This is a genomic window from Methylobacterium dankookense (genome assembly GCF_902141855.1).
Lineage (GTDB): Bacteria > Pseudomonadota > Alphaproteobacteria > Rhizobiales > Beijerinckiaceae > Methylobacterium > Methylobacterium dankookense.
This window is the reverse complement of record NZ_CABFVH010000028.1, coordinates 16,329-30,595: the sequence shown is the minus strand read 5'-3', so window position 1 is coordinate 30,595 and position 14,267 is coordinate 16,329. Positions and strand designations below refer to the sequence as shown.

Sequence of the window (14,267 nt, the reverse complement as noted above, 5' to 3'; positions counted from 1 at the left end):
GACAGCACCGTTCGGATACCCAACGGCCCGGATTCGAACGAAGAGGCCGGGAGATCGCGCCCATGCCGGCTGCCCGCGCCGATGCCTGACCCGACGCTGGATGCAGCCACGCCCACCCGGCCGGCCGTGCGGTCGCGCCAGGGCACCCTGGCCGCGGCCTTCGAGCGCAGCGGTCCCGGCCTGCATACCGGCCGGCATGCGCGGGTGCGGGTCTGCCCGGCGCCCGCCGGCCACGGCATCCTGTTCCGGCGCAGCCTGAGGCGGGGGCGCACGGCCGACGTGGCCGCCCTCTGGCGCTATCGGGAATCGCAGCCGCTCTGCACGGCCCTGCGCTCGCCCGAGGGTGTCCTGATCCGCACCGTCGAGCACCTGATGGCCTCGCTCAGCGCCCACGGGATCGACAACGCGCTGGTGGAGATCGACACCGAGGAGTTGCCGATCTTCGATGGCAGCGCGACCCCCTGGTGCGAGGGGATCCGCGCGGCCGGCCGGCGCGAGCAGGACGCGGCACGGCCGGCGATCCGGGTCCGGCGCCCGGTGGAGGTCCGCGACGGGCGGCGCACCCTGCGGATCGAGCCGGACGGCGCCCTGCGCATCTCCGCCTTCCTCGAACTCGCGCATCTCGGCCCGATGCGCTGGTCGGGCATCGTCGATCCGGACAGTTTCGACCGCGACCTCGCGCCCTCGCGCAGCTTCGGGCGCCTCAAATGGGCGGTGCCGCTCAAGATCTACACCTTCCTCACCCGCAAGCCGGTGCTGCGGGGCGCCAACCTCTCCACCACCGCCGGCATCGTCGGCGGCCGCGTCGTCGGCGGCATGAAGGTGCCGGACGAGCCGGTGCGCCACCGCGCCATGGATCTCGTCGGCGACCTGGCGCTCGCCGGCCACCCGATCCTCGGCCATGTCAGCGCCGCCCATACCGGCCATGAGCTGAACCACGCGCTGGTGGCCGCGCTGATGAACGACGCAGGAGCCTGGGAGCTGGCCTGAGAGGCGCCTGCGCGCCGCAGCATCTTGCCACTCAGCGCGCGCGCCGCCAGAACGCCGACCATGCTGCGCGTCAACGACCTCACCTACCGCATCGGCGACCGCCTGATCCTCGACGGGGCGAGCTTCTCGATTCCGGACCGGGCGCGCGTCGGCCTCATCGGCCGCAACGGCGCCGGCAAGACCACCCTGTTCAAGGCGATCCTCGGCGACCTGCCCGTCGACGCCAAGGCGGTGTCGCTGCCGAAAGGCATGCGCATCGGTGCCGTTGCCCAGGAGGCGCCGGCCGGGCCGGAGACGCTGCATTCCGTCGTGCTCGCCGCCGATACCGAGCGCGCCCGCCTGCTGGCGGAGGCCGAGACCGCGGACGGGCTGCGCCGGGCCGAGATCGAGACGCGGCTCGTCGATATCGGCGCACATTCGGCCCCGGCTCGCGCCGCGGCGATCCTGCACGGCCTCGGCTTCGATGCGGAGGCCCAAGGACGGCCGTGCTCGGACTTCTCCGGCGGCTGGCGCATGCGCGTGGCGCTGGCTGCGGTTCTGTTCTCCGAGCCCGACCTTCTGCTTCTCGACGAGCCGACCAACTACCTCGACATCGAGGGCACGCTCTGGCTCTACGACTACCTGGAGAAATATCCGCGCACCGCGATCATCATCAGCCACGACCGCGACCTGCTCGACACCAGCGTCGACCACATCCTCCACCTCGACCGGGGCAAGCTCGCCATCTATCGCGGCGGCTATACGAGCTTCGCCCGGCAATATGCCGAGAAGCGGGCGCTCCAGGCCAAGGCGAAGGCCAAGCAGGACGCCGAGCGCGCCCATCTCCAGAGCTTCATCGACCGCTTCAAGGCCAAGGCCACGAAGGCCCGGCAGGCCCAGTCGCGCATGAAGCGCCTCGCCAAGATGGAGCCGATCGCCGGCCTGATCGACGACGACGTGCCGGTGATCCACCTGCCGAGCCCGGAGAAGCCCCTCTCGCCGCCGATCGTCGCGATGGAGCGGGTGCAGGCCGGCTATCCCGACCGGATCGTGCTCTCGGGCCTCAATCTCAGCCTCGCCCCCGACGACCGGGTGGCGTTGCTTGGCGCCAATGGCAACGGCAAGTCGACCTTCTGCAAGCTGATCGGCGGGCGCCTCCCGCCGCTTACGGGGGAGGTGAAACGCTCCTCCAAGATGGAGGTCGCCTATTTCGCGCAGCACCAGCTCGACGAGCTGCGCCCCGCGGAGAGCGCCTACGCACATGTGCGCACCCTGATGCCCGACGTACCGGAAGCGCGGGCCCGGGCCGCCACCGCCCGGCTCGGCTTCGGGGCGAACAAGGCCGACACGCCGGTCGAGAAGCTCTCCGGCGGCGAGAAGGCGCGCCTGCTGATGGGGCTCGCGGCCTTCCATGGGCCGCATCTGCTGATCCTCGACGAGCCGACCAACCACCTCGACATCGAGAGCCGGCAGGCGCTCGTGGAGGCGATCAACGACTACGAGGGCGCGGTCATCCTGGTCAGCCACGACCGCTTCCTGGTCGAGGCCTGCGCCGACCGGCTCTGGCTCGTCTCGAACGGCACCGTGAAGACCTTCGACGGCGACATGGACGATTACCGCCGCCTCGTGCTGGCGGGCCCGGAGCGCGACGAGCGTGCTTCCGAGCCGAGCGGCGGCAAGCAGGCCGAGGCCCGCCGCGCAGGCGTCGAGCGGCGCGCCGCGCTCGCCCCCTTGCGCAAGAAGCTCGAGGCGACCGAGGCGCGCATCGCCAAGCTCACCGCCGCCATTGCCAAGATCGACGCCGCGCTCGAGGACGGCACGGCCTTCCGCGAGAACGCCGCGAAGGCCGGTGAGATCGCCCGCATGCGCGCCGAGGCCGCGGACGCCCTCGGCGCCGCGGAGGAGGAGTGGCTCGAGCTCAGCGCGGAGATCGAGGCGGCCTAAGCGCGCGCCTCAGCACACGCGCCAGCGGCTCTCGAACCCGGCCCAGCACAGGGCCTCCTGCGCCCGCCCCTCGATCCAGGCCGCCGCGCCGCCGAGCCAGGGCGCGGGCGGGCGGAAGCCGAAATGGCACATGGTCTCGCGCATCACAGCCTCGACCTCGGCCTCGGTCGCGGTCTCGATCGGACCATGCGCCAGCTCGTTCGGGGCGAGGTTCCGGCCGGGCGCGACCACGGCGTCCCAGGGCTGGCCCCAGGCGAGGCGCGCGAAGCGCTCGCGGCTCTCGAAGGTCCGCTCCTCCACCCGCGCCCGGTAGTCGGGCGCGTCGCCACAGAAGGGGACCGGGTCGAGGCCCCGCGCCCAGGCGGCACGGTCGATGACATGCCCGATCTCGCGCGGATGGCCCGGCGTGTGCCGGTGCAGGCCCAGCCGGCGCAGGCGCCGCGACGCCTCCACCGCCACGGGGCCGGACGAGCGGTTGGTGGCGTAGCCGCGCACATCCTGGCCGAGAAGCGGCCCGAGCCGGTCCTGAAGTCCCAGCGCTTCGACGGCGCGGGCGACCAGCGGCGCGTCAGAGCGGCGGTCCGCGAGCGGGACGGCCGTGACGCGCCCGTCCGCCGCCTCGGCCCAGGGGGCGACGAGGGCCCGGTAGTCGAGCCGGGCCGAGCGCCAGTGCAGGCGCAGGTAGTCGCGGAAGCTGCCGCCCTCGCGCACGAGTTGGGCGCGGTGGGCATAGGCCGAATTGAGGAAGGCGAAGGGCGGCTTCACCATCATCAGCACCTCCAGCGCGAAGCCGCGCCGGGCGAAGGCGGCCCGCAGGGTCTCCGGCACGCGAAAGGCGGCGCGCTGCACGGAGAAATCCTCGTAGGAGAGGATCACCGTGTCGGCCGCGGTCGCGGCGAGCGCCCGGTCGAGCCGTCGGAGGGCGGCGGCCCGCTCGGTGCGCGGACGGCGGCCGTCGAGGGCCTCGCCCAGGGGCTGGTGGTTGACGTTCGCCTGCGGGGGCGAGCCCGGTGGGGCAAGCTCCGGATAGAGGAGGCCGGCCGCCTCCAGTTTCGGCCGCAGGGAGGCCAGCACCTCCTGCAGCGAGGTGGACCCCGTGCGGGGCATTCCGATATGGATGATCGCGCGACGCATGCGCCTGAACCTCGAGACCCGTTGACCGCCGCGGCCTGGCCGCGGAGGCGTGTCGTTCCCCCTCGTCTTCCCCCTCGGATCGTGAGCCGATGACCGACCTGACGCTCGAAGCCGCCCGGACCATCGTCTCGGCCGCCCTTGAGGCGGCGCGGGCGCGTGGACTGAAACCACTCGCCGTGGTTGCATATGACGCACGCGGTTCTCTGAAATGTGTCCAGGCGGAGGACGGAACCTCCCTGCGGCGCGTCGAGGTCGCGCAGGGCAAGGCGAACGGGGCGCTCGCCCTCGGGCTCGGCTCGCGCGCCCTCCACGCGCGGGCCGAGACGCAGGCCTATTTCGTGACCGCCGTCGCCGAAATCGCCGGCCCCGCCGGCCTCGTGCCGGTTCCGGGCGGCGTGCTGATCCGCAATCGGGAGGGCCGTCTCCTCGGTGCGGTCGGCATCTCGGGTGACACCTCGGACAACGACGAGATCTGCGCCGTCACCGGCATCGAGGCGGCCGGCCTCGTGGCGGAGACGGGCGCCTGATCCGCCTGCGCCGCCGCGACTGGCTGCTCGGCGCGGCGGCCTCGGCCGCCCTCCCCGCCCGCGCCGCGGGCGCATCCCTCTACCGGCGCGGCAACGACGCCGACCCGGAGACGCTCGACCCGCACCGCTCCTCGACGGTGGCCGAGGCGCATATCCTGCGCGACCTGTTCGAGGGCCTGCTCACCTACGACAATCACGGCGCCATCATCCCGGGCGCGGCGGATTCATGGACCGTCTCGGCGGACGCCCTCACCTACACCTTCAAGTTGCGCCCCGACGGGCGCTGGTCGAATGGCGAGGCGGTGGAGGCCGGCGCCTTCGTCTACGCCCTGCGGCGCATCCTGAAGCCCGAGACGGCGGCGAAATATGCCGAGATGCTCCATCCGCTCCGCAACGCCGCCGCGCTGAACCGCGGCGAGGCGCCGCCCGAGGCGCTCGGTGTCGCCGCGCCGGATCCGCGCACCCTGGTGATCACCCTCGAGAAGCCGACGCCCTATCTCCTCGAACTCCTCACGCACCAGACCACGCTGCCCGTGCACCCGCCCTCGGTGGAGCGCCACGGCGACGCCTTCACCCGGCCGGGCAATCTCGTCTCGAACGGGGCCTATGCCCTGCGCGACCTCGTGCCGAACGACCGCATCACCCTGGCGCGCAACCCGCACCACTACGCGGCGGCGGAAGCCAGCATCCCGGAGGTCGCGTTCATCCCGACGCCGGACCTCGCCGGCGCGGTGCGCCGCTTCGCGGCGGGCGAGCTCGATTCGCTCGCTGACCTGCCCGGCGACCAGATGGCCTCGCTGCAGCGCCGCTTCGGCGATCAGGTGGTCCTGGGGCCGGCGCTCGGCCTCTACGCGCTCGCCGTGAACACGCGCAAGGCGCCCTTCGACGACCAGCGCGTGCGGCGCGCCCTCTCGCTCGTCATCGACCGGGCCTACCTCGCCGAGGCGCTCTGGGGCGGCACGATGAGCCCCGCCTTCTCGCTCTGCCCGCCGGGCCTCGACCATTACCGCGACCCGCCCGAGACGGAGGGACGCGCGGGACTGCCCATCGACCACGAGGCCGAGGCGCGGCGCCTGCTCGACGAGGCCGGCTTCGGGCCGGGCCGCCCCTTGCGCGTCGAGTATCGCTTCAACACCACCGACAACAACCGCAACACGGCGATCGCGATCGCCGAGATGTGGCGCGACCTCGGCATCGAGACCCGCTTCGTCTACACCGACGCCAAGACCCATTTCGCCCATCTGCGCGACGGCGGCGATTTCGACGTGGCCCGGATGTCCTGGATCGCCGATTATGCCGACCCGCAGAACTTCCTGTTCCTGCTGCGCTCCGGCAATGACGGCCTGAATCCGGGCCGCTACGCCAATCCCGACTACGACGCCCTTCTCGATGCGGCGGCCGGCGAGCGCGACGTGGCCGCGCGGGCCGGCCTGCTCGCCCGCGCCGAGGCGATCCTGATGCGCGACCTGCCCTGGATCCCGGTGATGCACACCCGCTCCAAGGCCCTGATCAGCCCACGCCTGCACGGCTACCACGCCAACCTGCGCAACGTCGCCCCGACCCGTTTCCTGAGGCTGGACCCGTGACGGGCGCCGCATGATCGGCCTCGTCCTGCGCCGGCTCGCCCAGGCCGTGCCGACCCTCTTCGTCGTGGTGGCGGGAAGCTTCCTCCTGATGCGGCTCGCCCCCGGCGGTCCGTTCGATCTGGAGCGTCCGCTGGCGCCGGCCGCGATGGCGAACCTGCGCATGGTCTACGGCCTCGACCAGCCGCTGCCCGTGCAGTTCGGCCGCTACCTCGCCGCGCTGATGCGGGGCGATCTCGGCCCCTCCTTCTCCTTCCGCGACCTCACCGTCAGCGACCTCCTCGCCCGCGGCCTGCCCGTATCGATGACGCTCGGCGGCCTCGCCCTCGTCCTCGCGCTCGGCCTCGGCATCGGGCTCGGCAGCCTCGCGGCGCTCCATCGCGGCAGCCTCGTCGACCGCGCGGTCGGATTCGGGGCGGCGCTCGGCCTGTCCCTGCCGAGCTTCGTCGTGGCGCCCCTGTTGCAGATCGCCTTCGGCCTTACCCTGCGCTGGTTGCCGCTGAGCGGCTGGGAGGGCGGCAGTCCCGCGCACCTGATCCTGCCGGTCGCGACCCTCGCGCTGCCGCAGGTCGGCGCGGTGGCGCGCCTCACCCGGGCCTCGCTCGCCGAGGCGCTCTCCGCCCAGCCGGTGCGGACCATGCGCAGCCTCGGCCTGCCGCCCCTGCGCGTGCTCCGCCACGCCTTGCGCGGCGCGCTCCTGCCGGTGATCGCGCTGGCCGGGCCGCTCGCCGCGGGTCTCCTCACCGGCTCGGTCGTGGTCGAGACGATCTTCGGCCTGCCGGGTGTCGGCCGCTACTTCGTCGAGGGCGCGCTGAACCGGGACTACACGCTGGTGATGGGCACCGTGGTGCTGGTGGGCGTGCTCGTGATCGCCTTCAACCTCGTCGCCGACCTGCTGGCCGCCTGGGCCGACCCGCGCCTGAGGCTCAACCGGTGAGCGCCGAACGACCGCTGCGGCGCCTGCTGAAGGATCCGGGCGCCCTCGCCTCCCTCGCCGTGCTCGCCCTGGTGGCGCTCGCCTGTCTCGCCGGGCCCCTGCTCACCGGCCACGCACCGGAGCGGAGCTATCCGGACCTGCGCCAGCTCCCGGCGGGCTTCGCCGCGGAGCCGGGCCCCGAGCGGCTGCGCGCAGCCCTCGACCGCATCGCCTTCCGCATGCGCGCGCGGGTGGAGGAGGCCGTGGTCACGGAAGGCACCCTACGCCTCGTGCTCGCCGCGGAAGGCGGGATCGACCGGCGCAGCCTCGTCTACCTGCCCCGCTCCGACCTCGTCGGCGAGCCCCGCGTGGTCGAGGCCGCCGCGGGCGATCGACGCCTCGTGGTCGAGGCGCCCGTGCGGCGCCTGCACTTCCTCCTCGGCACCGACGTGCACGGGCGCGACCTCCTCACCCGCAGCCTGGTGGCGGGCCGCGTCTCGCTCCTGATCGGGCTGACGGCGACGCTTGCCGCCCTCGTGGTCGGCGTCCTCTACGGCGCGGTCTCCGGCTATGCCGGCGGGCTCGTCGACGCGCTGATGATGCGGATCGTCGACATCCTCTACGCCCTGCCCTTCGTGTTCTTCGTGATCGTGCTGGTGGTCCTGTTCCGGCCGGGCCTCGCGCTGATCCTCGTGGCCATCGCCGCGGTCGAATGGCTCGACATGGCCCGCATCGTGCGGGGCCAGGCGCTGGCCCTGAGCGCCCGCGACTTCGTCCGCGCGGCCCGCGCCCTCGGCCTCGGCCCGCGCGCCATCCTCACCCGCCACATCGTGCCGAATGCGCTCGCGCCGATCGCTGTGGCCGCGACGCTGATCGTGCCGCGGGTCATCCTCACCGAGAGCTTCCTGTCCTTCCTCGGCCTCGGCGTGCAGGAGCCGGAGACCAGCTGGGGCGTGCTGGTAGCCGAGGGCGCGCGGGCGATCGAATCGGCCCCGCACATGCTGGCGGCACCGGCGGCCTTCCTGGTCGCGACCCTTGTCGCGCTCAACACCCTGGGCGATCGGCTGGCCGACGCGCTCGACTTGCGGAGATGACCGCGGCCGGTCGCTCAGCCCAGGCTGCCGAACGCCACCGTCTCGCGGGTCCAGGCAAGCGCCTGTTCGCTGAGCGAGATGCCGAGGCCGGGCCGTGTCGGCACGACCATGCGGCCGTTCTCAAGCGCCAGCCGCTCGTTGAACAGCGGCTCCAGCCACTCGAAATGCTCGACCCAGGGCTCGCGCTGCATCGCTGCGGCGAGGTGGATGTGCAGCTCCATCGAGAAATGCGGCGCGATGGTCAGGCCCGCGAACTCGGCGAGCGTCGCGACCTTGAGGAAGGGCGTGATGCCGCCGACGCGGGGCGCGTCCGGCATCAGGAAATCGGCGCCGTTCTGGCGGATGAAGTCCCAGTGCTCGGAGACGCTCGTCAGCATCTCGCCGGTGGCGATCGGCGTGTCGAGGGCGGCGGCGAGCGCCGCATGGCCGGCGGCGTCGTAGCAATCGAGCGGCTCCTCGATCCAGATCAGGTTGAACCGCTCGAAGATCCGGCCCATCCGCATGGCGGTCGGCCGGTCCCATTGCTGGTTGGCGTCGACCATCAGCGGAAACGCCTCGCCCAGATGCTCGCGCACGGCCGCGACGCGGCGGATATCCTCCGCCCAATCCGGCTGGCCGACCTTCAGCTTGATGCCGCCGATGCCCTTCGCCCGGGAGCGGTCGGTGTTGACCAGAACCTCGTCGAGGGGCGTGTGCAGGAAGCCGCCGGAGGTGTTGTAGCAGCGCACCAAATCGCGCTGCGCCCCGAGCAGCTTGGCGAGCGAGAGCCCGGCCCGCTTCGCCTTCAGGTCCCAGAGCGCGACGTCGAAGGCGCCGATGGCCTGGACGGCGAGACCGCTGCGGCCGGCAGAGGCCCCGGCCCAGGCGAGCTTGTCCCAGGCCCTGGCGATGTCGCTCGGATCCTCGCCCAGCAAAGCGGGCGCGATCTCGCGGGCATGGACGAACTGGCCCGAGCCGCCGGCCCGCTTGGAATAGCTGATGCCGAGGCCGCGATGGCCCTCGCGCGTCTCGACCTCGCAGAACAGGATCGCGATCTCGGTCATCGGCTTTTGGCGGCCGGTGAGCACCTTGGCGTCGCTGATCGGCGTCTTCAGCGGCAGCGCCACCGAGCGCAGCCGGATTCCGGTGACCGTGTCGTGCATCGCGAGTCCTCCGGGCAGAGGGTGTCGTTGCCGCGCCCACCTCGGGGCGCAGCGTCGGGTTCGGCTGATGGGAGAGGCCGTCAGGCGGTCAGGTGATCGGCGCCGGGTTGAACAGCGTGAGGTCGTTGTAAAGGCCCCAGCGGTCGGACCAGGGACGCTTGCGCCCGCTCGCCACGTCGAGGATCAGCTGGAACAGCTCCCAGCCCATCTCCTCGATGGTCGACTCGCCCGTCGCGATGCGGCCGGCATCGAGGTCGATCAGGTCCGACCAGCGCTGGCTCAGCTCGGTCCGCGTCGCCACCTTGATCACGGGCGCCTGGGCGAGGCCGTAGGGCGTGCCGCGGCCCGTGGAGAAGACCTGCACGGTGATGCCGGAGGCGAGCTGCAGCGTGCCGCAGACGAAGTCGCTCGCGGGCGTCGCCGCGAAGATCAGCCCCCGCTCGCGCACCCGCTCGCCGGGGGCGAGCACGCCCGCGATGGCGCTGGTGCCGGATTTCGCCACCGAGCCGAGGGCCTTCTCGACGATGTTGTTGAGCCCGCCCTTCTTGTTGCCGGGCGAGGGGTTGGCGCGGCGGTCGGCGCCGCCCTTTTCCAGATAGTCGTCGTACCAGGCCATCTCGCGGATCAGCGCGTCGGCGACCTCGGGGGTCGCGGCCCGCGGGGTGAGGAGGTGGATCGCGTCGCGCACCTCCGTCACCTCGGAGAACAGCACGGTGGCGCCGCAGCGCACCAGCAGGTCGGCGGCGAACCCGAGCGACGGGTTGGCGGTGACGCCGGAGAAGGCGTCGCTGCCGCCGCATTGCAGGCCGACCACCAGCTCGGAGGCCGGGCAGGTCTCGCGCTGCCGCCGGTTGAGCACCGCGAGACGCGCCTCGGCCATCGTCATGATGCTGTCGATCATGCTGCCGAAGCCCTGGTGGCGCTCGTCCTGCAGCCGGACCACGCTGTCCTCGGCGGCCCCTTTGTCAGCCGGCACGAGGCGCTCGGAGACGAGCTTCTCGCAGCCGAGGCCGACCACCATGACCTCGCCGCCGAAATTCGGGTTCTTGGCGAGGCTCTGGAGCGTCCGGATCGGGATGACGGCCTCGGGGGCGTTGATGGCCACGCCGCAGCCATAGGCATGGGTGAGGCCGATCACGTCGTCAACGTTGGGGAAGCGCGGCAGCAGCTCCTCGCGGATGCGCTTGATCGCCACGTCGAGGGTGCCGGTCACGCATTGCACGCTGGTGGAGATCGCCAGGATGTTCTTGGTGCCGACGCTGCCATCCGGGTTGCGGAAGCCCTCGAAGGTGTAGCCGTCGAGCGGCGGCAGGGCGGCGGGGATGCGGGTGGCCTTCTCCAGGGCGTCGAGGGCCGGCGCTGTCGGGGTCTCGACGCAGGATTCCTCGACCCAGGTGCCCTGGGCGATGTCGCGCAACGCGATGCCGACCACCTCGCCGTAGCGGCGCACATGGCCGCCTTCCGGAATGTCGGCGAGCGCCACCTTGTGGCCCTGGGGCACGAACTCGCGCAGCGTCAGGCCATCGGGGAAGACCGTGCCGGCGGGCAGGCCGAAGGCGTTGACGACGATGGCGACGTTGTCGTCGGCGTGAAGACGGATGGTACGCGGCGCGTCGCCCTCGGCGCGCGGTGCGGTCTCGGCGCTCAGCATTGGTTCCTCCCGCTGGATCTGCGGTGCCGGCCCTGTCCCGAAACCATGTCGGTCGAGCCTGTTGAATCGGACGTTACGGTGCGCGCCGCTCCCGATCCAATGTTGAGTTTGGCTTGATTGTTGCCGAACCGGTCTCGATCGAGGCTTGGCAACAGCATCCGCGCATCAGTCGCTGCGCATCACACCCGAGATGGGGAGGCCCATCCCGGATACCCGCCCTATATCGTGCCAGGACCAGGACGAGAGGGCGCCTTGGACGGGCCTCGGACGACCTACGACCTCGCCGTGATCGGCGGCGGCGTGAACGGCTGCGGCATCGCCCGCGACGCCGCGGGCCGCGGCGCCCGTGTCGTCCTGTTCGAGCAGGGCGACCTCGCCGCAGGCACCTCCTCGGCCTCGACCAAGCTGATCCATGGCGGCCTGCGCTACCTGGAGCAATACGCCTTCCGCCTGGTGCGCGAGGCCCTGGCCGAGCGCGCGGTGCTGTGGCGCAACGCCCCGCACATCGTCTGGCCGCTGCGCTTCGTTCTGCCCTACCACCGCGCCATGCGCCCCGCCTGGCTGCTGCGCCTCGGCCTGCTGATCTACGACAATCTCGGCGGCCGTTCCGACCTGCCGGGCACCGAGACCCTCGACCTCAGGCAGGACCCGGCCGGCGCGCCGCTGCGCGCGGCCTTCACCCGCGGCTTCGCCTATTCCGATTGCTGGGTGGAGGATTCCCGTCTCGTCGTGCTCAACGCGGTGGATGCCGCGGAGCGGGGCGCCGACATCCGCGTGCGGACCCGCGTCGAGCGGGCGGAGCGCGTGGGCGGCCTCTGGCACCTCGGCGTCGCGGGACCGGAGGGCGGCTCGGAGATCGCCGCCCGCGCCCTGGTCGATGCGTCGGGGCCCCGCGTGGGGCGCCTGTTCGGCGGGGCGGCGCCTGCGGTGCGCCTCGTCCAGGGAAGCCACATCGTCACGAAGCGGCTTTTCGCGCACGACCGCGCCTACATCTTCCAGAATCCGGACCGCCGCATCGTCTTCGCCATCCCCTACGAGCGCGACTTCACCCTGATCGGCACCACCGACCGCGACTTCACCGGAGATCTCGCGCGCGTCGAGGCGAGCGCGGAGGAGGTCGCCTATCTCTGCGCGGCGGCGAGCGCCTATTTCCGTGCCCCGGTGACGCCGGCCGACGTGGTGTGGACCTATTCGGGCCTGCGCCCGCTCTACGACGACGGCGCCTCGCAGGCGCAGGCCGCGACCCGCGACTACGTGCTGGCCCTCGACGCGCCAGCGGACGGCCCCCCGCTCCTCTCCGTCTACGGCGGCAAGATCACCACCTACCGGCGGCTCGCCGAATCGGCGCTCGCGAAGCTCGGTCCCCACCTGCCCGCGATACGGCAGGGCGCGGGCTGGACCGCCTCGGCGCCGCTCCCCGGTGGAGACTTCCCGCCACGGGGCTACGCTGCCCTGGTCGCGCGGCTGCGCGCCGGCCGCCCCTGGCTTCCAGAGGCGCTCGCCGCGCGGCTCGCGCGCGCCTACGGCACCCGGGCGGAGCGGATTCTGGCCGGTGCATCCTCGCTGCCGGATCTCGGCCGCACCTTCGGAGCGGACCTCACCGAGGCGGAGCTGCGCTACCTGATGCAGGTGGAATGGGCGCACGAGCCCGCCGACGTGCTCTGGCGCCGGACGAAGCTCGGCCTGCGGATCGGCGCCGACGACAGGGCGGCGCTCGAAGCCTTCATGGCCGCGCAGACCGGAATGGACGCGGTCCGCGAAGAGGCCGCGCCTCAGTAGAACAGTGGGAGACGCCGTGATGCCGCGTTTCATCCTCGCCATCGACCAGGGCACCACCTCGACGCGGTCGATCGTCTTCGATGCGCAGGCGCAGGCCGTGGCCCAGGCCCAGGAGGAGTTCCCCCAGCACTTCCCGGCCTCGGGCTGGGTGGAGCACGAGCCGGACGACCTCTGGGAGACGACGCTCGCCACCGCACGCACCGCTTTGGCCCATGCCGGGCTGGAGGCCCGGGCCATTGCCGGGATCGGCATCACCAACCAGCGCGAGACGACCCTCGTCTGGGACCGGGCGAGCGGCGAGGCGGTGGGCCGCGCCATCGTCTGGCAGGACCGGCGCACGGCGCCGACCTGCGCCCGGCTGCGGCAGGAGGGGCACGAGGCGCTCGTCACCGCGCGGACGGGGCTCATCATCGACCCCTATTTCTCCGCCACCAAGATCGCCTGGATTCTCGACAACATGCCGGGCGCCCGCGCCCGGGCCGAGCGGGGCGAACTCGCCTTCGGCACCGTCGACGGCTACCTGCTCTGGCGTTTCACGGGCGGCGCGGTCCACGCCATCGACGCGACGAATGCCTCACGCACCCTGCTTTACGACATCCATCGCGGCGCGTGGGACCGCAACCTGCTCGCCCTGTTCAACGTGCCCGAGAGCCTGCTGCCCGAGGTGCGCGACTGCGCCGGCGATTTCGGCGAGACCCTGCCGGAATGGTTCGGCGCGCCGATCCCGATCCGCGGCGTCGCCGGCGATCAGCAGGCGGCGATGGTGGGACAAGCCTGCTTCCGGCCGGGCATGATCAAGTCCACCTACGGCACCGGCTGCTTCGCCCTGGTGAATACCGGCACCGAGGCCATCGCCTCCGAGAACCGCCTGCTCACCACCATCGCCTACCAACTCGGCGGCGAGCGGACCTACGCGCTCGAAGGCTCGATCTTCGTGGCGGGCGCGGTGGTACAATGGCTGCGCGATGGGCTCGGGCTCATCGGGCACGCGGCCGAGACCGGGCCCCTGGCCGCCGAGGCGGATCCCGAGCAGGACCTCTACCTCGTTCCCGCCTTCGTGGGCCTCGGCGCGCCGCACTGGAACCCCGACGTGCGCGGCGCCCTGTTCGGCCTCACCCGCAACAGCGGCCCGGCCGAGTTCGCGCGGGCGGCCCTGGAGAGTGTCTGCTACCAGACCGTCGACCTGCTTCAGGCGATGCGCGCCGATTGGTGCGCCGAGGCCGGCACCGTGCTGCGGGTCGACGGCGGCATGGTCGCCTCGGACTGGACGATGCAGCGCCTCTGCGATCTTCTCGACGCACCGGTCGACCGGCCGCGGATCCTGGAGACCACCGCGCTCGGCGCGGCCTATCTCGCCGGCCTCTCGGCAGGGCTCTACCCCGAGCCCGAGCGCTTCGCCGACCTCTGGCGCCTGGAGCGCCGCTTCCGGGTGGGCATGAGCGCGCCGACGCGGGAGGCGAAGCTCGCGGGGTGGCGGCGGGCAGTGAAGGGGCTGCTCGCCAGCGCCGGATAGCCGGCGACGCCCGAC

Annotated in this window: 11 protein-coding genes; 8 read left to right on the top strand and 3 right to left on the bottom strand. The window is 72.3% G+C overall.

The genetic code is table 11. The features are described 5' to 3' along the window. The first annotated feature begins 81 nt into the window (after window positions 1–81). Window positions 82–990, top strand: a complete 909-nt coding sequence (locus MTDSW087_RS19085; protein ID WP_144766495.1) for a UDP-3-O-acyl-N-acetylglucosamine deacetylase — start codon at window positions 82–84, stop codon at window positions 988–990. A 60-nt stretch (window positions 991–1,050) separates the two neighbouring features. Beyond that, complete coding sequence (locus MTDSW087_RS19080) at window positions 1,051–2,913, top strand: ABC-F family ATP-binding cassette domain-containing protein (protein ID WP_144766494.1); 1,863 nt, start codon at window positions 1,051–1,053, stop codon at window positions 2,911–2,913. A 9-nt stretch (window positions 2,914–2,922) separates the two neighbouring features. Here MTDSW087_RS19080 and MTDSW087_RS19075 read toward each other — a convergent pair whose 3' ends face one another. After that, window positions 2,923–4,047: a hypothetical protein gene (locus tag MTDSW087_RS19075; RefSeq protein ID WP_144766493.1), complete on the bottom strand. Its 1,125-nt coding sequence runs from the start codon at window positions 4,045–4,047 to the stop codon at window positions 2,923–2,925. 89 nt (window positions 4,048–4,136) lie between these two features. On the opposite strand from MTDSW087_RS19075, the gene MTDSW087_RS19070 reads away from it, so the two are divergent. Genes MTDSW087_RS19070 through MTDSW087_RS19055 form a run of 4 tightly spaced genes read left to right on the top strand, consistent with a single transcriptional unit; the run spans window position 4,137 to window position 8,167 of the window. Further along, entirely contained in the window at window positions 4,137–4,574 is a 438-nt protein-coding gene (locus MTDSW087_RS19070; RefSeq protein WP_144766492.1) for a GlcG/HbpS family heme-binding protein, read from the top strand. Beyond that, window positions 4,574–6,160 carry a peptide ABC transporter substrate-binding protein gene (locus tag MTDSW087_RS19065; RefSeq protein ID WP_144766491.1) on the top strand — a complete coding sequence of 529 codons (1,587 nt, stop codon included), beginning with the start codon at window positions 4,574–4,576 and terminating at the stop codon, window positions 6,158–6,160. The genes MTDSW087_RS19070 and MTDSW087_RS19065 overlap by 1 nt, the downstream gene beginning before the upstream one ends. A gap of 10 nt (window positions 6,161–6,170) precedes the next feature. Next, window positions 6,171–7,094, top strand: a complete 924-nt coding sequence (locus MTDSW087_RS19060; RefSeq protein WP_144766490.1) for an ABC transporter permease — start codon at window positions 6,171–6,173, stop codon at window positions 7,092–7,094. Continuing rightward, window positions 7,091–8,167, top strand: coding sequence for an ABC transporter permease (locus MTDSW087_RS19055; protein ID WP_186383904.1), 1,077 nt, complete (start codon window positions 7,091–7,093; stop codon window positions 8,165–8,167). Before MTDSW087_RS19060 ends, MTDSW087_RS19055 begins: the two co-directional genes overlap by 4 nt. Window positions 8,168–8,181: 14 nt before the next feature. On the opposite strand, the gene MTDSW087_RS19050 is transcribed toward MTDSW087_RS19055, so the two are convergent. Both MTDSW087_RS19050 and garD read right to left on the bottom strand, forming a co-directional pair. Then, window positions 8,182–9,309 (bottom strand): L-talarate/galactarate dehydratase, encoded by a 1,128-nt coding sequence (locus MTDSW087_RS19050; protein ID WP_144766489.1) that lies wholly within the window; start codon window positions 9,307–9,309, stop codon window positions 8,182–8,184. 88 nt (window positions 9,310–9,397) lie between these two features. Then, window positions 9,398–10,960 (bottom strand): galactarate dehydratase, encoded by a 1,563-nt coding sequence (garD, locus tag MTDSW087_RS19045; RefSeq protein ID WP_144766488.1) that lies wholly within the window; start codon window positions 10,958–10,960, stop codon window positions 9,398–9,400. A gap of 252 nt (window positions 10,961–11,212) precedes the next feature. Between garD and glpD the strand changes: the two genes are divergently transcribed. Beyond that, window positions 11,213–12,739: a glycerol-3-phosphate dehydrogenase gene (glpD, locus tag MTDSW087_RS19040; protein ID WP_144766487.1), complete on the top strand. Its 1,527-nt coding sequence runs from the start codon at window positions 11,213–11,215 to the stop codon at window positions 12,737–12,739. Between the two features lie 19 nt (window positions 12,740–12,758). Next, window positions 12,759–14,252 (top strand): glycerol kinase GlpK, encoded by a 1,494-nt coding sequence (gene glpK, locus MTDSW087_RS19035; RefSeq protein WP_144766486.1) that lies wholly within the window; start codon window positions 12,759–12,761, stop codon window positions 14,250–14,252. Window positions 14,253–14,267: the final 15 nt, after the last annotated feature.